The following is a 21,720-nucleotide window of genomic DNA, read 5'->3' on the forward strand; positions in this document are numbered from 1 at the left end:
GGCCAGGGCGGCAGATCCTGAGCAATCGAGGGATCGGTTCGATCCGGGTGACACTGATTTCGCGCTGCTATTGCAAGCGGAAAGGCGTCCAGCGATTGGGGTCAGCTTGGTACTAACCCGATCAAGCTAGCAGGATCGATGCCAAAGGTGCAAGCCCGTCGGTCGGCGACGGGCCTGGCGGTGGCTAACGCTCGACCAGTTGCATCCAGGCGGCCGGATAGCGCGTACCCGCCACGCTCTCCGGGGTGAAGAGGTCATCCAGCTCGGCCCTTTCGCTGGCGCTCAGCTGCACCTCGAGGGCGGCGAGATTTTCCAGCAGATAGTGGCGTTGCCGGGTACCGGGGATGGGCACGATGTCCTCGCCCTGGGCCAGCACCCAGGCCAGGGCCACCTGGCCGGGGGTGACGCCCTTGGCCTTGGCCAGGGCGCCTACCCGCTCCACCAGTTCCAGGTTGCGCTGGAAGTTTTCGCCCTGGAAGCGCGGGCTCAGGCGGCGATAGTCGTCCGCGGCGAAATCGTCCGGCGACTTCAGCGCGCCGGTGAGAAAGCCGCGGCCCAGGGGGCTGTAGGCCACCAGCGCGACCCCGAGTTCGCGGCAGGTGGCGAGCACGCCATGTTCCTGCGGATCGCGCGACCAGAGCGAGAATTCGCTCTGCAGGGCGGCGATGGGATGGATCCGGTGAGCACGTCTCAGGGTCTCGCTGGAGGCTTCGCTCAGCCCCAGGTAACGCACCTTGCCGGCCTGCACCAGTCCGGCCATGGCGCCCACAGTCTCTTCGATGGGTACCTCGGGATCGACCCGGTGCTGGTAGTAGAGATCGAGCTGCTCGACGCCTAGCCGGCGCAGGCTGCCGTCCACTGCCTGGCGTACGTAGTCGGGCCGGCCATTCACCCCGCGGGTGTTGGGGTCGTCGCTGCGCACCAGGCCGAACTTGGTGGCCAGGAACACCCGCTCGCGGCGTCCCCGCAGCGCGCGGCCGAGCAGTTCTTCGTTATGGTGAGGTCCATAGGCGTCGGCGGTATCCAGCAGGGTCACGCCGCGCTCCAGGGCCAGGTCCAGGGTGGCGAGGGCCTCGGGTTCATCGGTCGCCCCATAGAATTCGCTCATGCCCATGCACCCCAGGCCCAGGGCGGATACCAGCGGACCGTTGTGGCCCAGTCGTCGTTGCAGCATGACGTTTGCTCCTCTCTTCGATGACAGGATCAGTCTGGGTGTTGAAGCGAAGTGAACAAAGCTGCTATTCGGATAGACTCTATTCGACCGGATTGAATAATCTTGGACCGACTGGCAGCCATGCGCGGCTTTGTGCGCATCGTCGAGCGCCGCTCCTTCATCCGGGCGGCGGCTGACCTGGGCCTGTCCCCGGCGATGGCGACCCTGCTGGTGCAACAGCTTGAAGCCCATCTGGGGGTGACGCTGTTGCACCGTACCACCCGCCGGGTCAGCCCGACGCTGGACGGCGCCGCCTACTACGAGCGTTGCGTCCGTTGGCTGGCCGAGCTGGATGACATCGAGGACGCCTTCAGCCAGCGGCGTCGGCAGCCGCGCGGCCGCCTGCGTATCGACCTGCCGAGCAGTCTGGGGCGGGTGCTGGTGATGCCCGCCCTGCCGGACTTCTGCCAGCGCTATCCAGACCTGGAGCTGGTGATCAGTGCCGACGACCGGCCGGTGGACGTCATCGGCGAGGGCATTGACTGTGTGCTGCGCGGCGGTCCAGTGCACGACGAGGGCCTGGCGGTGCGGTCGCTGGGCGCGCTGGTGCAGATCACCTGCGCCAGTCCGGACTATCTCGAACGACAGGGCCTGCCCGATGGCCTGGACGACCTGAGCGAGCACCAGCTGGTGCACTACCGCTCGCTGCGCAGTGGCCGCCGGCTGCCCTTCGAATTCTGCCAGGCAGGCGAGATCCGGCGGCTTGAGCCAGGCGGACGCCTGGCGGTCAGCGGCGCCGATCTCTATGTCGGTGCCGCCCTGGCCGGACTCGGACTGATCCAGGCACCGCTCTATCACCTCGCCGCGCACCTGGCGGCAGGGCGCCTGTGCGAGGTGCTCCCCGACCAGCGTCCGCCGGGCCTGCCGCTGGCGGCTGTCTATCCCCTGGCCAGCCAGACCTCACCGCGGGTACGCGCCTGGGTCGAGTGGCTGGAGGAGGTATTCGCCGCGGTCGATCCGGCCTGGTTGCGGCGTTGAGCGACCGCTACTTACCCGCCTCGCGCGTCTGTGGCTGACCGTGACCGAAGGCCTGGCCCAGGTCGTCGCCCGAGGTGGTGCGGTTGTCATCGGTGCGCCACTTGGCGACCTCGGCAGCGCTGACCGGCGCGGCGGCGTTGCCCCAGCTGGCGCGGATGAAGCTGACCACGTCGGCCACCTGCTGATCGTCCAGCCGCCAGCCGAAGGGCGGCATGACGATCGTCGAGGGCGCGGTGTGCAGGCCGGGCAGGGTGCCGCCCTTGAGCACTATGTTGATCAGCGAGCTGGCATCGGCCGTGCGCAGCACCGGATTGCCGGCCAGCGCCGGGAACACCCGGTCGTAGCCCTGGCCGTCGGTACGGTGGCAGGCGGCGCAGTTGTCGACATAGACCTGGGCGCCGCGGGCGCTGTCGTCGCCGCGCCAGAGGGCGGCAGCGGCGCGGCCATCCGGCTGGAAGGGTGCATCGTGCGGGTCCTTGGGCGGCAGGGTCTTGAGATAGCGGGCGATGGCCTGCAGATCGGCGTCGCTGAGGTACTGCAGGCTGTGCTGCACCACCTCGGTCATGCCGCCGAACACGGCGCTGCCGGCGGAGCGACCGGTCTTGAGGAACTGCACCAGCTGTTCCTCGCTCCAGCGGCCCAGACCGTCGCGCTGGTCGCCGCGCAGATTCTTGGCGATCCAGCCTTCCAGGGGCGCGCTGCCGGCGAGGAAATCCTTGCCGTCGGCGGGGGAGAGGGCCTTCTCCTGCATGGTGAAGGCACGCGGCGTGTGGCAGGCGCCGCAGTGGCCGAGGCCTTCCACCAGATAGGCACCACGGGCCACCACCGGGTCCTGGTCGGGCGCCGGCTGGAATTGCACCACCTCGGGGGCGAACAGCTGGCGCCAGATCGCCAGCGGCCAGCGCATGGACAGCGGCCAGGGGATGTCGCTGTCGCGATTGGCCTGCTCGACCGGCGTCACCCCGTGCATGAAGTAGGCATAGAGGGCGCGCATGTCGCCCTCGGTCACCCGGGCGTAGGACGGGTAGGGCATGGCCGGATAGAGGGTATGGCCCTCCTTGGCGATGCCCTGGCGGATGGCGGCGTCGAAGTCGGCGAAGCTGTAGGCGCCGATGCCGGTCCGGCGATCCGGGGTGATGTTGGTGGAATAGAGGGTACCGATGGGCGTCTGCATGGGCAGGCCGCCGGCGAAGGGCTGGCCGCCGGGCGCCGTGTGGCAGGCCACGCAGTCGCCAGCGCGGGCCAGGTATTCGCCTTTCTTGACCAGCGCCGGATCGACGTCTTCGGCGGCCTGGGCCGCCAGCGCCAGGCCAGTGCCCAAGAGCAGGGTCGCGAGGGTACGAAGGATCATGGGCGCGCCTCTCATGCCTGCACCAGCGGGCCGGGGTTTTTCAGGTACTGGTCGCGGATGGCCCGCGCCGACCAGTAGGTCAGGGCCGCCACCAGGCCGGTGGGGTTGTAGCCCAGGCCCTGGGGAAAGGCCGAGGCGCCCGGCACGAAGACGTTGTGCACGTCCCAGCTCTGCAGGTAGCGATTGACCGCGCTGGTCTTGGGGTCGGTGCCCATGATGGCGCCACCGTTCAAGTGGGTGGTCTGGTAGCTTGCGGTGTTGAAGTGACCGCCGAAATCCTTGACCGACACGCTGATGTGCTCGGGATTCATGGCCTCGGCGATCTTCTTCATCTTGGCGGCCATGAAGCGGGTCATGCGGATGTCGTTGTCCTTCCAGTCGAAGGTCATGCGCAGCAGCGGCTGGCCGTAGGCGTCGCGGTAGGTGGGGTCCAGGTCCAGGTAGTTGTCGCGATAGGACTGGTGCGCCCCGTGGGCGTCCATCGACAGCTGGTGGTTGTAGTAGCCGGCCTGGGCCTTTTTCCAGGCACTGCCCCACTGCGGCGTGCCGGGCGGATTGGCCGCGCCGGCGATGGGCCGGGTGCCGGCTTGGTTGACCCACATAGGCGAGCCGCCGACGAAGCCGTGGGGGCCGTGGTCGAAGTTGTCGGCGTTGAAGTCGTCCACCGCCACGCCGTTGCCGCCGGCGCCGATGAAGGGATTGGTGTGGTGCTGGTCCTGGCGGAAGAAGGCCTTGATGGTGGCCATGTTCTGGTAGGCGAAATTGCGCCCGACCACGCCTTCGCCGGTCTTGGGGTCATAGGGCTGGCCGATGCCTGAGAGCAGCATCAGGCGCACGTTGTTGAATTGGAAGGCGGCGAGGATGACGATATCGGCCGGTTGCTCCAGCTCCTGGCCCTGGGCGTCCAGGTAGGTCACCCCGGTGGCCCGCTTGCCGGTGCTGTCGAGATTGACCCTGAGAACATGGGCCTGGCTGCGTAACTCGAAGCGCGGCTCCTGCTTGAGCGCCGGCAGGATGTTGAGATTCGGCGAAGCCTTGGAATACATGTAGCAGACATAGCCGCTGCAGTAGCCGCAGAAGTTGCAGGGTCCCATCTGGCAACCGTAGGGATTGGTGTAGGGGCCCGAGGTGTTGGCCGAGGGCAGGTTGTAGGGGTGATAGCCCACCTCCCGCGCGGCCTGCTCGAACAGCTGGGCCGAGACGGTGTTCTTTTGCGCCGGCAGCGGGAAGTCGCTGGAGCGATCCGCGGCGTAGGGATTGCCGCCCTTGCCGCCGCCCACCACCTGGCCCTTGATGCTCCAGGCGGTGCCCGAGGTGCCGAACACCTTTTCGGCGAAGTCGAAATAGGGTTCCAGCTCGGCGTAGCTGACGCCGAAATCCTGGATGGTCATGCCCTCGGGGATGAATTTCTTGCCGTAGCGCTCTTCGTAGTGGCTGCGCAGGCGCAGTTCCACCGGGTCGACGCGGAAGTGCACCCCAGACCAGTGCAGGCCGGCACCGCCGACCCCATCGCCGGGCAGGAAGACGCCGAGCTGGCGGTTGGGCAGGGCGACGTCGTTGACGCTATGGCGGATGGTGACGGTTTCCTTGGAGACATCGACGAACAGCTTCTTGCGGATGCTGTAGGTGAGTTCGTCGATCACCTGGGGATAGGAGCCGTCGGGATAGGTGTCGCGGTAGCTGCCACGTTCCAGGGCCACCACGTCCAGGCCGGCCTCGGTCAGTTCCTTGGCCATGATGGCGCCGGTCCAGCCGAAGCCGACGATCACTACCTGCTTGCTGGGCAATACCTTGGCCATCAGCCGCGCTCCCCGCGAATGGAGACTGGCGGCAGCGGATAGCGCTCGTCGCGCTCCACCCAGTCCATGAAGTCGGCGCGGGCCCCGGGGAAGTTCACCAGTTTCCAGCCGACCAGTCGCTTGTTGCCGCCATGCAGCGGATCGCAATAGAAGCCTTCCTTGGTGTTCTGCAGCAGCTGGGCGAAGAACAGCTTGGCCGGCACCCCGTCCAGTTGGGCGTCACCGCTTTCCAGGGCCTTAAGGGTCTCGTCCTGCTGGGCGGGTGTGAGCTCGGCGAAAGCCTTGCCGTGCTGCTGGCCGGTCCAGCGATTTACTGCCGCGATGCCCAGGCGGTACAGATCCTGGGGTACCAGGCGACTCTGGTAACCCATCTCCGGCGGCGCGTCGGCGGCGAAGGGCCCCTGCATGTACCAGAGGCCACCGCGGGCATAGGCGGTCTGCATCTGGCGGTCGATGAACTCGGGCGCTCCGGCTTCCAGCGCGCCTGGGCCGAGGTCGTCCGCGGGGATCAGCCGGGCCACCGCCGCCTGGACGAAGGCCCATTCCTCGGCGGTGAAGAACACCGGTTGATAGGCATCAGCCTCGGCGCTGCTACCGGGCTTGTCCACAGGCTTGGTGGTCGTGGCAGCGAGGGCCAGGCCCGGGGTTGCACCGCCGGCCAGAGCGACCACGGGGATCAGGGAGAGGGACTTGCGCAGGAAGTCGCGCCGGGCCGGAACGGAATCGTCAGCGGGCATGCTCGGGTCTCATCAGGTGCCCGAGGTGAGCCGCGGGCTTATAGTTAGCTGGCTAATATGTTGAAATATTACCAACATATGGCAGCGGCAGTTACATTTTGTCGCAGCTGTGCAGAGGCTTGGCGTAGCGCCAAGTTCCCAGACATTTAGAAGGTCGCTCCGGAAACCTTTTGGCCTGGAGCCATGGTGAGGCCTTGGTGCTAGAGCAGGCGTTTCAGGTCCGCGGACCAGTTGCCGTTTTGGTAGAAAATTTCCAACCTCGGTTAGAGGTTCTTCGACAACGCCCCAGGCAGCTGGCTGGGTTACCTAAGGTTTCACCTTGAATGGCACCATAAAGGTGCAAGTTGCAACAGGTGATACCTAACGAAGCATGCTGAAGGTGCGCATGGCTCTCCAGGAAAGTCGCTTATCCATCATATGGTTAGCGCGATAGGTGGCTTAGGTGCTGATTTTTCGCCGCTTTCCGCGAGTGATTGCACTCTTTTAGATCGTTCTGTGCCGATTTCGACAGGGGTGGCGCGCAAGTTGCACTTGGGAGGCTTTCCGTTGTCAGGTAACACCTTATGTCCAACGCAGAATGCAATCTGTCCCCGGCGCTCAAACCGCGCCATGTGACCATGTTGTCCATTGCTGGCGTCATCGGCGCCGGTCTCTTCGTCGGCTCCGGCCATGCCATCGCTGCTGCCGGTCCCGCCGTGCTGCTGGCCTATGCCCTGGCCGGCACCCTGGTGGTACTGGTGATGCGCATGCTGGGGGAAATGGCGGTCGCCTCCCCTGATACCGGGTCCTTCTCTTCCTATGCCCAGCAGGGCATCGGTCGCTGGGCCGGCTTCACCATCGGCTGGCTGTACTGGTGGTTCTGGGTGCTGGTGATTCCGCTGGAAGCGGTGGCCGCCGCCGCCATCCTCAATGCCTGGTTCCCGGCCATCGCCACCTGGCAGTTCGCGCTGGTGATCACCGGCATCCTGACCGTGACCAATCTGTTCAGCGTCGCCAAGTATGGTGAGTTCGAGTTCTGGTTCGCGCTGCTCAAGGTCATCGCCATCGTCGCCTTCATCGCCCTGGGCGCGGCAGCGCTGGTCGGCGCCCTGCCAGGGCGCGAGGTGAGCGGCCTAAGCAACCTGATGGCCCACACCGGTGGCTTCATGCCCAATGGCTTCGGTGCGGTGCTGGGTGCCCTGCTGACCACCATGTTCAGCTTCATGGGCACTGAGATCGTCACCATCGCCGCCGCCGAGTCCAAGGACCCGTCCCGGCAGATCAGCAAGGCCACCAATTCGGTGATCTGGCGGATCGCGCTGTTCTACCTGGTCTCCATCTTCCTGGTGGTCTCCATGGTGCCCTGGAACGATGCCCAGCTGCCGATCGTGGGTTCCTACCAGCGCGCCCTCGAGGTGCTGTCGATCCCCCATGCCAAGCTGATCGTCGACTGCGTGGTGCTGGTCGCCGTGGCCAGCTGCCTGAACTCGGCGCTCTACACCGCTTCGCGGATGCTTTATTCCCTGGCTCGCCGTGGCGATGCTCCGGCCAAGCTGGGTCGTGCCTCCAGTGCTGGCGTACCGCGCACGGCGGTGCTGGCCAGCACCGCCATCGGCTTCCTCACCACCATCGCCAACTACACCATGCCCGAGGCCGTGTTCAGCTTCCTGCTGTCCACCTCCGGTGCCGTGGCGCTGCTGGTGTACCTGGTGATCGCCGTTACCCAGCTGCGCCTGAGACGCAAGCTGATCGCCCGCGGCGAAACCCTGGAGTTCCGCATGTGGCTGTTCCCCTGGCTGACCTGGGCGGTGATCGTCTTCATCGTCGGCGCCCTGACCGTGATGCTGTTCAGTGAGGCTCACCGCTTCGAGATCCTGGCGACCGGTCTGCTGGCGCTGGTGGTGGTCGCCATCGGTACCCTGGTAGGACGGCGTCAGCCAAGCGCTCCGGCCATGCCGGCTGCGGCGCGCTGATCCGCGTAGCGACCCCACCGAGGCTGTCGTTGGGGTCGCACTTTCTTGGGGCAAAAATCGGCCTCGCACTGGACAGCGCGCGTGGTAACAGGTAGAACAGCACACCGGTTTGCCGCGTTCGAAACCAACTGTGCGGCCCGGAATTCTCCAAATGTTCCCTCTGGTAACCTAAAAATGCACTGCAATGGTGCGTAACGTTACAGAATGACCCATATTGCAGCAGTACAGTTGCAATTGTGTCAGGGGTGATCCGCGAACCTTTCCCTGGACTGTTACTGGTGGTAGCACTCGCCTGGCGAGACAATGGCGCCATTCGATGACCAGTACCCGTCATAAGCGGGAAGGAAAGCCACCATGGAACGCACCTTCAGTTCCTCGCTGCACAATGCCCAACCCAGCAATCGCATCCCCGTCGCCCTGCGCGTGCTCTCCACGCTGTCCACCTGGCAACGTCGGATCGCCAGCCGTAACGAACTGGCTCGTCTCGATACCCGTATGCTGGCCGATGCCGGCATCACCGAGGCCCAGCGTTACCAGGAAATGCACAAGCCTTTCTGGCGCTAAGCCGTACGGCTGCACAGTTTTCTCGAACCCCGCTCCGGCGGGGTTTGTTTTGTCCGGCGCTTACCGTACGGACAAGAAAAAGCCCCGGCATGCCGGGGCTTTTTCGTTACCGCCTGCCTGGGGCAGGGGTTACTGCATGTTGTTCTGGTTACGCGCGTCGACCTTGTTGGGCTTCTCGGTCTTGAAGGGGACTTCGGTGGCGCCGTCAGCACCGCCCTTGACCGTGGTCTTGCCCGGTACGGCCTCGGTGGCGGAACCGTTGACCGCGGTGGCGCTCTTGGAGGTTTCGGCCGCGAAGACACCCGTGGCCATAGACAGCATCACAACAGCGGTAGACGTGATCAGCAGCTTTTTCATGAGTACGGCCTCTCTCGAATGAACCCGTGAATTCGAATGGGCCCGCTCCGGCAGGGAGTCGGGCATCTGCCGCGAATCTTCTGATCCGCAGTGCACCTTTAAGTTGACTGCGGCCTGGAATGCGGGGTTCCGGGGTATTTGTGAACATTTGTGGGCGAGATGTCGGGACGATTGCTCAACGTAACCGGTGTGAGCACTTTCCAAGTGCCGCGCTGCGCCCGACAATTCCGAGGCGAACCCCCTGCCAAGCGCGTGGTCAGTTCGCAGATCGCTCCTCTTCCATAGATAAGGACAATCATGAGGGCTCCCCGCCGTATCCCCTGCTACCCGGTAACGGTCATCCTGTTACTGGTCGCCTCGTTATCGGGCTGCTCCAAGGAGCCGACGCCGGCCGAGGAGCTGGCGCGGGTGGTAGTGGCCCAGGTGAAGCCGGTCAGCGATAGCCAGCGGATTCCCTTCACCGGCGACGTCCAGGCGCGGGTCCAGGCGCCCCTCGGTTTCCGGGTCAGTGGCAAGCTCAGCGAGCGCCTGGCCGACGTGGGCGACCGGGTGCGCGAGGGGCAGGTCCTGGCGCGCCTGGATCCCCAGGATCTGCGCAATAACCTGGCGGCCGCCCAGGCCCAGGTGGATGCCCAGGAAGCCCGGGTGCGCCTGGCGCGGATCGATTTCGAGCGGCAGGCCGCGCTGCTACCCAAGGGCTATACCAGTCGCAGCCAGTACGACCAGGCCCAGGCGACCCTGGATGGTGCCCGCAGTGCGCTGCAGACCGCCACGGCGCAGCGCGACGACGCCCGCAAGCAACTGGGCTACACCGAGTTGCGCGCCAGCGCCACTGGCGTGCTCACTGCCCGCCACGCCGAGGCCGGGCAGGTAGTGCAGGCGGGGGCGGCGATCTTCGATCTGGCGGTGAGCGGTGAACTCGATGCCGTCTTCGATCTCTACGAATCCCTGTCCCGTCAGCTGCAGGTGGGCCAGAGCCTGCCCATTGCGCTGCAGGCACGTCCGGAGGTGACCACTCAGGGTCGGCTGCGCGAGATCGCGCCGACGGTGGCGAGCAGTGGCACGGTGCGTATCAAGGTACAGCTCGATCAGCCACCCGCGGCCATGACCCTCGGCGCGGTGGTCAACGCCCAATTGGTCGGTGCGGCCGGACAGGGCTTCGCCTTACCCTGGACGGCGCTGAACGGCACCACCGACCAGCCCGCCGCCTGGCGCCTCAACGAAGACGGCCGGGTCAGCCTGCAGCCGCTGCGCATCGAGCGATTCACCCGCGACAGCATCATCGTCAGCGAGGGCCTCAAGGCCGGCGAGCGCATCGTGATCGCCGGCGGCCAGGCGCTGAGCCCCAATCAGAAGGTCGAGGTGGCGGAGCGTTCCGCCTTCGATGAGGTGCGGCCATGAAGCCCCTCCTGCTGATCGGGGTGTTGCTGGCGCTGGTCGGCTGCTCCAATGACGACGAGGCGCCGCCACCGCCGATCCGGCCGGTGGCGACCGTGACAGTGAGTGCGCCGCCGCTGCAGCGCGAGGTATTCGCCGGGAGTATCCAGGCACGCTACGAGAGCGTGCTGGGCTTTCGCGTGGGCGGACGCATGACCCGCCGCCTGCTGGACGTGGGCGCTCCGGTACGCCGCGGCCAGTTGCTGGCGGCGCTGGATCCCACCGACCAGGACAATGCCTTGCGCAGTCGCGAAGGCCAGACCGCCGATGCCGAGGCGCAATGGCGCGATGCCCGCAACGATGCCCGCCGCCAGCAGCAGCTGTTCGACCAGGGTGTCGGCTCGCGCTCCCAGCTGGACCAGGCGCTGACCCGGCTGCACACCCTGGAAGCCTCGCGCGAACAGGCTCTGAGCGCCGAACGCCAGGCTCGTGACCAGCGCAACTATGCCGAGCTCTACAGCGATTTCGACGGAGTGATCACCGCCTGGCAGGCCGAGGTCGGCCAGGTGGTATCCGCCGGCCAGCCGGTGGTACGGGTCGCCCGGCCGGACATCCGCGAGGCAGTGCTGGACCTACCCGCCCAGGCCATCGGCCACCTGGCGCCCGAACGCCGGCTGACGGTGCGCATGGCGCTGGACCCGGACGTAGCCGTCGAGGGACGGGTACGGGAAATCGAACCCCAGGCCGATGCCACCACCCGCACCCGGCGGGTCCGGCTGACCCTGGAGAATCCGCCCGCGGCGCTACGCATCGGTACCCTGGTGCAGGGCGAGCTGGAATTGCCGCCGGCCACCGGCCTGGCGCTGCCGGCCCAGGCGCTGCGACGCCAGGACGGCCAGACCTCGGTCTGGGTGGTGGAAGGTAAGGGCGACCAGGCCCAGGTGCGCCAGCGTCCGGTCCAGGTCCTGCGCGAAGCCGCTGGCCAGGCGTGGATCGGCAAGGGCCTGAGTGCCGGTGAGCGGGTGGTGGTTGCGGGCGTCAACAGTCTCCAGGAGGGACAGCGGGTGAAGGATCAGGAGGGCGCACGGCCATGAAGGGCTTCAACCTGTCGGACTGGGCGCTGCGCCACCAATCCTTCGTCTGGTACCTGATGTTCGTCGCCCTGCTGATGGGCGTCTTCTCCTATATGAAGCTGGGGCGGGAGGAAGATCCGTCCTTCGCCATCAAGACCATGGTGATCCAGACCCGCTGGCCGGGAGCGACCACCGAGGAGACCCTGCGCCAGGTCACCGAACGGGTGGAGAAGAAGCTCGAAGAGCTGGATTCGCTGGACTACACCAAGAGCTTCACCCGGCCCGGGCAATCCACGGTGTTCGTCTATCTGCGCGACACCACCCCGGCCAAGGCGATTCCCGACATCTGGTACCAGGTGCGCAAGAAGATCGCGGACATCCAGGGCGAATTCCCCCAGGGCATCCAGGGGCCGGCCTTCAACGACGAATTCGGCGACGTCTTCGGCAGCATCTATGCCTTCACCGGCGACGGCTTCAGCATGCGCCAGCTGCGCGACCAGGTGGAGCAGGTGCGCCGCGAGATCCGCAGCGTGCCGGGCATCGGCAAGGTGCAGGTGCTCGGTGCGGAGAACGAGGTCATCTACCTGGACTTCTCCACCCGCAAGCTGGCCGCCCTGGGGATCGACCAGCGCCAGGTGATGCAGAGTCTGCAGCAGCAGAATGCGGTAGCGCCCTCGGGCACCATCGAATCCGGCGCCGAGCGCATCAGCGTGCGCACCAGTGGCGAGTTCCGTTCCACCGCCGATCTCGCCGCGGTCAACCTGCGCATCGACGACCGCTTCTATCGCCTCACCGACCTGGCCGACATCCGCAGCGGTTACGCCGATCCGCCCAGTTCGCTGTTCCGCTACAACGGCCAGCCGGCCATCGGCCTGGCCATCGCCATGAGCAGCGGCGGCAACATCCAGACCTTCGGCGCAGCGCTCACCGAGAAGATGCAGGAACTGACCGCCGACCTGCCGGTGGGCATCGGCGTGCACGTGGTCTCCAACCAGGCGCAGGTGGTGGAAAAGGCCGTCGGCGGTTTCACCCGGGCGCTGTTCGAGGCGGTCATCATCGTGCTGGTGGTGAGCTTCATCAGTCTCGGCGTGCGCGCCGGCCTGGTGGTGGCGCTGTCGATCCCTCTGACCCTGGCGCTGGTGTTCGTCTTTATGGAATACAGCGGCATCACCATGCAGCGGATCTCCCTGGGCGCCCTGATCATCGCCCTAGGACTGCTGGTGGACGACGCCATGATCACCGTGGAGATGATGGTGACCAAGCGCGAGGAGGGCGAGTCGCTGCACCGCTCGGCGACCTTCGCCTACGAGTCGACCGCCTTTCCCATGCTCACCGGCACCCTGGTGACGGTGGCCGGCTTCGTGCCCATCGGCCTCAATTCCAGCAGCGCCGGCCAGTACACCTTCACCCTGTTCGCGGTGATCGCCGTGGCCCTGCTGCTGTCCTGGATCGTGGCGGTGTTCTTCTCGCCGGTGATCGGCGTGCACATCCTGCCGAAGCAGGTGAAGAAAAAGGATCATGACCAGCCCGGTCGGCTGGCGCGCTGGTCCGATGGCCTCCTGCTCGGCGCCATGCGCCACCGCTGGCTGACCATCATCCTCACCGTGCTGCTGTTCGCCGCGGCGCTGTTCTCGATGAAGTTCGTGCAGAACCAGTTCTTCCCGTCCTCGGACCGGCCCGAGTTGCTGATCGACTTCAACCTGCCGCAGAACGCCTCCCTCGATGCCACCCGCGCGCAGATGGACAGGTTCGAGCAGACCCTCGCCGACGACCCGGACGTGGCCCACTGGAGTTCCTATGTCGGCCAGGGCGCGGTGCGCTTCTACCTGCCGCTGGACCAGCAACTGGAGAATCCCTTCTATGGCCAGGTGATCCTGGTGGCCAAGGACCTGGAGGCGCGCAATCGCCTGCTGCCCAAGCTCAAGCAGCGCCTGCGCCAGGACTTCGTCGGCCTGTCCGGCTATGTCCAGCCATTGGAGATGGGCCCGCCGGTGGGGCGGCCGATCCAGTACCGCGTCAGTGGCCCGGACGTCGCCGAGGTGCGGCGCCAGGCCCTGGCCCTGGCCAGCGTGCTGGGCAAGAGTCCGCAACTGGGTGACTTCCTCTACGACTGGAACGAGCCGGCGCGGATGCTCAAGGTGGAGGTCAACCAGGACAAGGCGCGGCAGCTGGGCTTCTCCTCCCAGGACGTGGCGCAGATCCTCAACGGCGTGGTCACCGGCACCACCGTGACTCAGGTGCGTGACGACATCTACCTGGTCAATGTGGTGGCCCGTGCCAGCGAGGCCGAGCGGCGCTCGGTGGAAACCCTGGAAAACCTGCAGATCATGACGCCTCAGGGCGTCGCGGTGCCGCTCAAGGCCTTCGCCCGCATCGACTACGCCCTGGAGCAGCCGCTGGTGTGGCGCCGCGATCGCCTGCCCACCATCACCCTCAAGGCCTCGATCCTCAGCGACATCCAGGCGCCGGACCTGGTCAAGCAGCTGCAACCGGACGTCGATGCCTTCATCGCCAAGTTGCCGCCGCGCTATCAGGTCGCGGTGGGCGGCACGGTGGAAGAGAGCAGCAAGGCCCAGGGTCCCATCGCCGAGGTGGTGCCCCTGATGCTGTTCCTCATGGCCACCTTCCTGATGATCCAGCTGCACAGCATCCGCAAGCTGTTCCTGGTGGCGAGCGTCGCGCCCCTCGGCCTGATCGGGGTGGTGCTGGGGCTGATTCCCTTCGGCCAGCCGCTGGGCTTCGTCGCCATCCTCGGGGTGCTGGCGCTGATCGGCATCATCATCCGCAACTCGGTGATCCTGGTGACCCAGATCGATGCCTTCGAACAGGCCGGTCGCTCGCCCTGGGATGCCGTGGTGGAGGCCACCCAGCACCGCCGCCGGCCCATCCTGCTCACCGCCGCGGCGGCCAGCCTGGGCATGATCCCCATCGCCCGCGAAGTGTTCTGGGGGCCCATGGCCTACGCCATGATCGGCGGCATCGTGGCGGCCACGCTGCTGACCCTGCTGTTTCTGCCCGCGCTGTACATCGCCAGCTATCGCATTCGCGAACCGGGTCGTGCGGGTTGATCAGTGGGTGCGTCGGCCACGGGCGGGCAAAAAAAACGACCCCCTGGCGGAGGTCTTCAGCGAAGACATCTGCCAGGAGGCCGCAAGGAGCTATCCAAGGAGCCACTGCCGGAGGGAAGGATTCGAACGGTCAGGATGTCGAATCCACAGCAGCTCACCGCACCACTATCGGGCGTCGGTCTTTTTCAATAAAGTGACGCCTTGACGAAACTCCATTGCGAAAAAGGCAATAATGGATATTTTCCAAGGCATGCGCATCTTCGTCCGGGTGGTGGATCTGGGCAGTCTCACAGCGGCCGCCCACACCCTCGACCTGTCTACCGCCCAGGTCTCGCGGCTGCTGGCCGAGCTGGAAAGCCATCTGCAGACCCGCCTGCTGCACCGCACCACCCGGCGCCTGGCGCTGACCGAGGCGGGCGAGCGCTACCTCGAACGGTGTCGCCGCATCCTGCAAGACGTCGGTGAGGCCGAGGCGGAGGCCAGTGGTGCGCACCTCAAGCCCCATGGCCACCTGCGCCTGCATTCCATGACCGGTCTCGGCACCCAGTTGCTGGCGCCGCTGGTGTCGCGCTTCTGCGCCCGCTATCCCCAGGTGGAGATCGTCATGAACCTGTCGCAGAACCATCCGGCGCTGCTTGAAGAGGGCCATGACATCGCCATCACCCTGGACACCGAACTGGCCGATTCCGACTTCGTCGCCCAGCGCCTGGGTGGTGTCTACAGCGTGGTCTGCGCGGCACCCAGCTACCTGGCGCAGCGCCCGGCGCCCAAGGTGCCGGCCGACCTCGCCGAGCACGACTGCCTGCGCCTGCTCGATCCGAACTTCTCCGAGCGCTGGGTGTTCGCCGGCCCCGAGGGCGAGCAGCAGGTGACCCCGCGCTATGTCTTCCAGGTCAACGTCGCCGAGGCCCTGGCCAGCGTGGCCCGCCAAGGCATGGGCATCTGCCTGCTGCCCAGCTACATCGCGGTCAACTACCTGCGCGACGGCAGCCTGGTGCGCTTGCTGCCCGACTTCCGGCTGCGCGAACGCAACATCCATGCGCTCTATCCGTCACGACGCTTCCTCGACGCCAAGATCAAGACCTGGATCGATTTCCTCAAGGAAGAACTGCCCGAACGCCTGCAACTGGAGAATCGAGTGTTGGAGGACCAGCGCTTCTGGGCCAAGGACTGAAGCAGGCGCTGTTGCGGCTTTTGCAACAGTGATTTAGTTAGCATACTATTTATAAGGTTGCGTTCAATTCCTACAATGGACCCGTACCCCGATGAACACATCCTTGTAGGAGTTCGAGATGAAACGTTCTCTGTCTGCCCTGTTGTTGACCGTCGCTGCCCTGACTTCCGCTCAGTTCGCCTTCGCCGACGAAAATCCTAGCCTGAGATACAAGCTGGTCGACCAGAATCATGCGGCCATGCAGCACTACGCCGATCAGTCCGCTCAGGACAGCAACGCGCGTCGTTGAGCCGCTCCGCTTTCGAAAGACCACCCCCTCTTCGCTCCTTTGGTCTTTCTCCGCCGCACCCTTCGGGTGCGGCTTTTTTCTATCTGCGGCACACTGGCTCCCTGACCTTGTCGAGGTGCCCATGACCGCCACTTCCGCCCAACGACTCGCCCGCCTGCGCGCCTTCCTCGCCGAGCAGGGCGCCGACGCCTGCCTGATCCCCAGCGCCGATCCCCATCTGTCCGAATACCTGCCCGAGTACTGGCAGGGTCGCGCCTGGTTGTCCGGCTTCACCGGCTCCGCCGGCCTGCTGCTGGTGACCCGTGACGCCGCTGGCGTCTGGACCGACAGCCGCTACTGGGAACAGGCCGCCCGCGAACTGGACGGCAGCGGCATCGCCCTGATGAAACAGGTGGCCAGCCAGCCCCAGGCCCACCTGCACTGGCTGGCCGAGCAGGTGCCGGCCGGCGGCACGGTGCTGGTGGATGGCCAGGTGTTGTCTCTGGGCGCCGCCGCGGCGCTGCGTCGGGCCCTGGAGCCGAAGCAGATCCGCCTGCGCACCGACCGCGATCCGCTGGCGGCAATCTGGAGCGACCGGCCCGGGTTGCCGGTGGCGCCGGTCTTCGCGCATGCCGCGCCCTTTGCGCCCCAGCCGCGCAGCGCCAAGCTCGCCCAGGTCCGCCAGGCGATGGCCGAGGCCGGCGCCGACTGGCATTTCATCTCTTCGCTGGACGACATCGCCTGGTTGCTCAACCTGCGTGGCGCGGACGTGCCCTACAACCCGGTATTCCTCGCCCATCTGCTGTTGGGCCAGGACAGTTGCCAGCTGTTCATCGATCCGGCCAAGGTCCCGGCCGAGATCCGTGCCGCCCTGGTCGAGGACGGCGTGACCCTGGCCGACTATGACCAGGCGGCCGCGGAACTGGCCAGGCTGCCGGTCGGTAGTCGCCTGCTGGTGGACCCGGCGCGAGTCACCCTGGGACTGGCCGAGGCGGCGCCCGCCGGTGTCACCCGCCTGGAGCAGATCAATCCTTCCACCCTGTTCAAGGCCTGCAAGACCGCCGCGGAAGTGGCCCAGGTACGCATCGCCATGGAAGAAGATGGCGCGGCGTTGTGCGTCTTCTTTGCCCGCTTCGAGGCGGCCCTGGCCCGTGGCGAACGCCTCACCGAGCTGACCGTGGATGACTGGCTGAGCGAGGCCCGGGCGGCCCGGCCGAATTTCGTCTCCCTGAGTTTCGCCACCATCGCCGGCTTCAACGCCGGTGGCGCTCTGCCGCACTACCGCGCCACCGAAGAGGCCCATGCCGAACTCCAGGGCGATGGTCTGCTGCTGATCGACAGCGGCGGCCAGTACCTCGGCGGTACCACCGACATCACCCGGGTGGTGCCCATCGGCACGCCCAACGCGGCGCAGAAGCGTGACTTCACCCTGGTGCTCAAGGGCATGCTGGCGCTGTCGCGGGCGCGTTTCCCCGCCGGGGTCGCCGCGCCCATGCTCGACGCCCTGGCGCGCGAGCCGATCTGGGCTGCCGGGATCGACTATGGCCACGGTACCGGCCATGGCGTGGGCTACTTCCTCAATGTGCACGAGGGGCCGCAGTCGATTTCCTTCTATGCCACCGTTACCCCGCACCACGTGCTGCGCGAGGGCATGATCACCTCCAACGAGCCGGGCATCTATCGGCCGGGCCAATGGGGCGTGCGGCTGGAAAACCTGCTGCTGTGTACCCAGGCCGGGCACACCGAATTCGGTGACTTCCTGGCTTTCGAAACCCTGACCCTCTGCCCGCTGGATACCCGCTGCCTGGATCTCGCCCTGTTGCGCGCCGACGAGCTGGACTGGCTGGATAACTACCATGCCGAGGTCCGGCGCCGCGTGCTGCCGCTGGTCGAAGGCGCCGCGCGCGACTGGCTGCTGGCCCGCACCGAACCCGTCGCGAGGATCGCGCTATGAGCAGCAACGCCCAGCAATTCGCCAGTGACAACTACTCCGGCATCTGCCCGGAAGCCTGGGCCGCCATGGCCGCGGCCAACGTCGGTCACGAGACCGCCTACGGCAACGACACCTGGACCGCCCGCGCCGCCGATCGCTTCCGCCAGCTGTTCGAGACCGATTGCGAGGTGTTCTTCGCCTTCAACGGCACCGCGGCCAACTCCCTGGCCCTGGCGGCTCTGTGCCAGAGCTACCACAGCGTCATCTGCTCCGACACCGCCCACGTCGAGACCGACGAATGCGGCGCGCCGGAATTCTTCTCCAACGGCTCCAAACTGCTGCTGGCGCCCGCCCACCAGGGCAAGCTGACCCCGGGCGCCATCCAGCAGATCGCCACCAAGCGCGCCGACATCCACTTTCCCAAGCCGCGCGCGGTGACCGTCACCCAGGCCACCGAGGTGGGCACCCTCTACGGCCTCAACGAATTGCAGGCCATCAGCGCCACCTGCCGCGACCTTGGCCTGCACCTGCACATGGACGGCTCGCGCTTCTCCAATGCGGTGGCTGGCCTGGGCTGCACCCCGGCCGAGGTGACCTGGAAGGCCGGGGTCGACGTGCTCTGCTTCGGCGGCACCAAGAGCGGCATGGCGGTGGGGGAGGCCATCCTCTTCTTCAACCGCGACCTGGCCGAGGACTTCGAGTACCGCTGCAAGCAGGCCGGCCAGTTGGCCTCGAAAATGAGATTCCTCTCCGCGCCCTGGCTCGGCGTGCTGGAGAACGACACCTGGCTGCGCCACGCCCGTCACGCCAATGCCATGGCGCGCCTGCTCGCCGAGCGGGTGCGCGACGTGCCCGGCGTGGACTTCATGTTCCCGGTGGAAGCCAACTCGGTGTTCCTGCAGCTCTCCGAGCCGGCGCTGGAATTCCTGCGCAGCCGTGGCTGGCGCTTCTACACCTTCATCGGCAGCGGCGGCGCCCGTTTCATGTGCTCCTGGGATACCGAAGAGGCCCGGGTGCTGGAGCTGGCGACGGATATTCGGACGGCGATGGGGGGGTAGCGCGTATCGCGGCCATGGCGGTGCGGTGGCTGCTTGAGCTGTAGGAGCGGCCCATGGCCGCGATACACTGGTGCCAGATCTGATCGCGGCCATGGGCCGCTCCTACAGTATCGCTTCTCTAATCTACCGCTGCCACGCCACTCAATGTGGAAAACGCTGCGCGGTTTTCCACGCTACGGTGTTCTCCGGGGACGCCGCCCGCACCAACCGTTACCATGGCCGATCTCTTCCTCGTCTCCGGCGCTCCATGGCCAAGAAGTCCAGCAAAGCCCTCTCCGCCGCGATCAATTCCGCTGCCCCCACGCTCATCGACGTGGCGCGGGTCGCCGGGGTGTCGCCGATCACCGTGTCCCGGGCGCTGAATCGGCCGGAGATCGTCAGCGAGGCGGCGCGGGAGAAGGTGCTGGCGGCGGTGCGGGCCACCGGCTACGTGCCCAACCTGCTCGCCGGTGGCCTGGCCTCCAATCGCAGTCGCCTGGTGGCGCTGTTCGTGCCGACCATCGTCCACTCCATCTTCGCCGAGACCGTCCAGGCACTGATGGCGCGCCTGTCCCAGGCCGGCTACCAGACCCTGCTGGGCCTGACCGGCTACAGCGCCGAACAGGAAGAGCAGCTGCTGGCCGCGGTATTGGGGCGCAAACCCGATGGCATCGTGCTGACCGGCACCCTGCACACCGCGGCCAGCCGCCAGCGCCTGGCCCAGGCCGGCATCCCGGTGGTGGAGTCCTGGGACCTCGGTGAAGACCCCCTGGACATGCAGGTGGGGTTTTCCCACGAGGCGGTGGGCCGCGCCCAGGCCGAGCATCTGCATGCCCGTGGCTATCGCCGCTTCGCCGTGGTCTCGGTGGACGATCCGCGCGCCCTGCGCCGCTGCCGCAGCCTGGTCGTGCGCCTGGCCGAGCTGGGCCTGCCGGCCCCTGCGGTGGAGATCCTGCCGGCGCCCGCCCTGGTGGAATCCGGGCGGGCCGGGTTGCGCCAGTTGCTGGCTCGTGGCGAGGCCTTCGACGTAGTGGTCTGCAGCTCCGATACCGTCGCTCAAGGGGTGATGGCGGAAGCCGCCAGTCGGGGGCTGCGCCTGCCCGAGGACCTGGCGGTGCTGGGCTTCGGCAATCTCTCCAGCGCTGCCCAGATGCACCCGGCACTGTCGTCGGTGAGCGTCGAGGGCGACCGCATGGGCACCCTGGCAGCGGAGGCGTTGCTGCAGCGGTTCAACGAGGGTGACGGTACCCAGGACGCGGTACGCGTCGACACCGGCTTCCATATCATCGATCGCGCCACGACCTGACCACCGGCGGTGATGTCGTTAGACGTCGTACTTGTATGGTTGCGCAATCATGGCTTAGTCTTGGGCAAACACCAGGCTGAGACCGGTTGTCGCATCGAGATATGATTGCGCAATCATCCAGCGATCCGCGTCTTCAATAAAAACAATCATGCAAGAGGGCTTCACATGGATGCCACCAGACCCACCCGGGTGCGCTACCTGATCCTGTTGATGCTGTTCGTGGTCACCACCATCAACTACGCCGACCGCGCCACCATCGCCATCGCCGGCTCCAGCCTGCAGAAAGACCTGGGCATCAGCGCCGTCACCCTTGGCTATATCTTCTCCGCCTTCGGCTGGGCCTACGTGGCTGGGCAGATTCCCGGCGGCTGGCTGCTGGATCGCTTCGGTTCGAAGAAGGTCTATGCCGGTAGCATCTTCTTCTGGTCGCTGTTCACCCTGCTGCAGGGACTAGTCGGCGGCCTGCCGGTGGCCTGGGCGGTCACCACCCTGTTCATGCTGAGATTCCTGGTCGGCCTGGCCGAGGCACCGTCCTTCCCGGGTAATGCACGCATCGTCGCCGCCTGGTTCCCCACCGCCGAACGCGGCACCGCCTCGGCGATCTTCAACTCGGCGCAGTATTTCGCCACCGCGCTGTTCGCGCCGATCATGGGCGGCATCGTCTTCCACTTCGGCTGGGAGCACGTCTTCGTCATCATGGGCGCCCTGGGCATCCTCTTCTCCCTGGCCTGGCTGAAGTACATCCACAACCCCAAGGAGCATCCGCGCATCAACGCCGCGGAGCTGGCGCACATCCGTGACAACGGCGGCCTGGTGGACATGGACAACAGCGCGCGCCAGCAGGATGGCGGGCCCAAGTGGCACTACATCACCCAGCTGCTGACCAATCGCATGATGCTCGGCGTCTACCTCGGCCAGTACTGCATCAACGCCATCACCTACTTCTTCCTGACCTGGTTCCCGGTGTACCTGGTGCAGGAGCGCGGCATGACCATCCTCAAGGCCGGCTTCATCGCCTCGCTGCCGGCGATCTGCGGCTTCATCGGCGGGGTGCTGGGCGGGGTGATCTCCGATTACCTGCTGCGTCGCGGGCATTCCCTGACCTTTGCCCGCAAGCTGCCCATCGTCTGCGGCCTGCTGCTCTCCACCAGCATGATCTTCTGCAACTACGTCGAGGCCGACTGGATGGTGGTGGGCTTCATGACCCTGGCCTTCTTCGGCAAGGGCATCGGCGCCCTGGGCTGGGCGGTGGTGGCGGACACCTCGCCCAAGCAGATCGCCGGGCTCTCCGGCGGCCTGTTCAACACCTTCGGCAACCTGGCCTCCATCACCACCCCCATCGTCATCGGCTATCTCATCGCCGCCACCGGCTCCTTCAAGTGGGCGCTGGTCTATGTCGGGGCCAATGCCCTGGTGGCGGTGTTCAGCTACCTGTTCATCGTCGGTCGCATCCAGCGCGTCGAGCTGCGTACCGCCGACGGCGAGATCCTGGGCGCGACCCAGCCTGACCCGGCCCGGGCCTGAGCCCCGGCA

General features: G+C 66.3%; 17 protein-coding genes. 12 read left to right on the forward strand and 5 right to left on the reverse strand.

What is annotated here, in order from left to right; all coding sequences use genetic code 11:
- Positions 1–184: 184 nt before the first annotated feature.
- Positions 185–1,174, reverse strand: a complete 990-nt coding sequence (locus QZ471_RS14255) for an aldo/keto reductase (protein WP_295464836.1) — start codon at positions 1,172–1,174, stop codon at positions 185–187.
- Between the two features lie 102 nt (positions 1,175–1,276).
- On the opposite strand from QZ471_RS14255, the gene QZ471_RS14260 reads away from it, so the two are divergent.
- The gene (locus tag QZ471_RS14260; RefSeq protein ID WP_295464838.1) at positions 1,277–2,191 is read left to right on the forward strand and encodes a LysR family transcriptional regulator; all 915 of its coding nucleotides are present in this window, start codon (positions 1,277–1,279) and stop codon (positions 2,189–2,191) included.
- A gap of 7 nt (positions 2,192–2,198) precedes the next feature.
- Here QZ471_RS14260 and QZ471_RS14265 read toward each other — a convergent pair whose 3' ends face one another.
- From QZ471_RS14265 to QZ471_RS14275, 3 genes are read right to left on the reverse strand one after another with little or no spacing between them, the layout of a single operon-like run.
- Positions 2,199–3,542, reverse strand: coding sequence for a cytochrome c (locus QZ471_RS14265; protein ID WP_295464840.1), 1,344 nt, complete (start codon positions 3,540–3,542; stop codon positions 2,199–2,201).
- 11 nt (positions 3,543–3,553) lie between these two features.
- Positions 3,554–5,341 (reverse strand): GMC family oxidoreductase, encoded by a 1,788-nt coding sequence (locus tag QZ471_RS14270; protein WP_295464842.1) that lies wholly within the window; start codon positions 5,339–5,341, stop codon positions 3,554–3,556.
- The gene (locus QZ471_RS14275) at positions 5,341–6,078 is read right to left on the reverse strand and encodes a gluconate 2-dehydrogenase subunit 3 family protein (RefSeq protein ID WP_295464844.1); all 738 of its coding nucleotides are present in this window, start codon (positions 6,076–6,078) and stop codon (positions 5,341–5,343) included. Before QZ471_RS14275 ends, QZ471_RS14270 begins: the two co-directional genes overlap by 1 nt.
- 563 nt (positions 6,079–6,641) lie before the next feature.
- Between QZ471_RS14275 and gabP the strand changes: the two genes are divergently transcribed.
- Together gabP and QZ471_RS14285 are read left to right on the forward strand one after the other, a co-directional pair.
- Positions 6,642–8,030, forward strand: coding sequence for a GABA permease (gene gabP, locus QZ471_RS14280; protein WP_295464846.1), 1,389 nt, complete (start codon positions 6,642–6,644; stop codon positions 8,028–8,030).
- A gap of 354 nt (positions 8,031–8,384) precedes the next feature.
- Positions 8,385–8,594, forward strand: a complete 210-nt coding sequence (locus tag QZ471_RS14285) for a DUF1127 domain-containing protein (RefSeq protein ID WP_295464848.1) — start codon at positions 8,385–8,387, stop codon at positions 8,592–8,594.
- 129 nt (positions 8,595–8,723) lie between these two features.
- On the opposite strand, the gene QZ471_RS14290 is transcribed toward QZ471_RS14285, so the two are convergent.
- The gene (locus QZ471_RS14290) at positions 8,724–8,951 is read right to left on the reverse strand and encodes a hypothetical protein (RefSeq protein ID WP_295464850.1); all 228 of its coding nucleotides are present in this window, start codon (positions 8,949–8,951) and stop codon (positions 8,724–8,726) included.
- 297 nt (positions 8,952–9,248) lie between these two features.
- On the opposite strand from QZ471_RS14290, the gene QZ471_RS14295 reads away from it, so the two are divergent.
- From QZ471_RS14295 to QZ471_RS14335, 9 genes are all read left to right on the forward strand, one after another.
- The gene (locus QZ471_RS14295; protein WP_295464852.1) at positions 9,249–10,352 is read left to right on the forward strand and encodes an efflux RND transporter periplasmic adaptor subunit; all 1,104 of its coding nucleotides are present in this window, start codon (positions 9,249–9,251) and stop codon (positions 10,350–10,352) included.
- Positions 10,349–11,422: an efflux RND transporter periplasmic adaptor subunit gene (locus QZ471_RS14300; protein WP_295464854.1), complete on the forward strand. Its 1,074-nt coding sequence runs from the start codon at positions 10,349–10,351 to the stop codon at positions 11,420–11,422. The genes QZ471_RS14295 and QZ471_RS14300 overlap by 4 nt, the downstream gene beginning before the upstream one ends.
- A complete protein-coding gene (locus tag QZ471_RS14305) occupies positions 11,419–14,469 on the forward strand; it encodes an efflux RND transporter permease subunit (RefSeq protein WP_295464856.1) in 3,051 nt (1,016 codons plus the stop codon). The genes QZ471_RS14300 and QZ471_RS14305 overlap by 4 nt, the downstream gene beginning before the upstream one ends.
- Before the next feature lie 232 nt (positions 14,470–14,701).
- Positions 14,702–15,643: a LysR family transcriptional regulator gene (locus QZ471_RS14310; RefSeq protein WP_295464858.1), complete on the forward strand. Its 942-nt coding sequence runs from the start codon at positions 14,702–14,704 to the stop codon at positions 15,641–15,643.
- Between the two features lie 118 nt (positions 15,644–15,761).
- Positions 15,762–15,932 (forward strand): hypothetical protein, encoded by a 171-nt coding sequence (locus tag QZ471_RS14315; protein WP_295464860.1) that lies wholly within the window; start codon positions 15,762–15,764, stop codon positions 15,930–15,932.
- A gap of 121 nt (positions 15,933–16,053) precedes the next feature.
- Positions 16,054–17,865, forward strand: a complete 1,812-nt coding sequence (locus QZ471_RS14320; protein ID WP_295464862.1) for an aminopeptidase P family protein — start codon at positions 16,054–16,056, stop codon at positions 17,863–17,865.
- Positions 17,862–18,902 (forward strand): low specificity L-threonine aldolase, encoded by a 1,041-nt coding sequence (locus tag QZ471_RS14325; RefSeq protein WP_295464864.1) that lies wholly within the window; start codon positions 17,862–17,864, stop codon positions 18,900–18,902. The genes QZ471_RS14320 and QZ471_RS14325 overlap by 4 nt, the downstream gene beginning before the upstream one ends.
- A 247-nt stretch (positions 18,903–19,149) precedes the next feature.
- The gene (locus tag QZ471_RS14330; RefSeq protein WP_295464866.1) at positions 19,150–20,187 is read left to right on the forward strand and encodes a LacI family DNA-binding transcriptional regulator; all 1,038 of its coding nucleotides are present in this window, start codon (positions 19,150–19,152) and stop codon (positions 20,185–20,187) included.
- Positions 20,188–20,352: 165 nt separating this feature from the next.
- Positions 20,353–21,711 carry an MFS transporter gene (locus QZ471_RS14335; RefSeq protein WP_295464868.1) on the forward strand — a complete coding sequence of 453 codons (1,359 nt, stop codon included), beginning with the start codon at positions 20,353–20,355 and terminating at the stop codon, positions 21,709–21,711.
- The last annotated feature ends 9 nt before the right edge of the window (positions 21,712–21,720 follow it).

The sequence above is a fragment of the uncultured Pseudomonas sp. genome, from assembly GCF_913774235.1.
In the GTDB taxonomy this organism is placed as follows: domain Bacteria; phylum Pseudomonadota; class Gammaproteobacteria; order Pseudomonadales; family Pseudomonadaceae; genus Chryseomonas.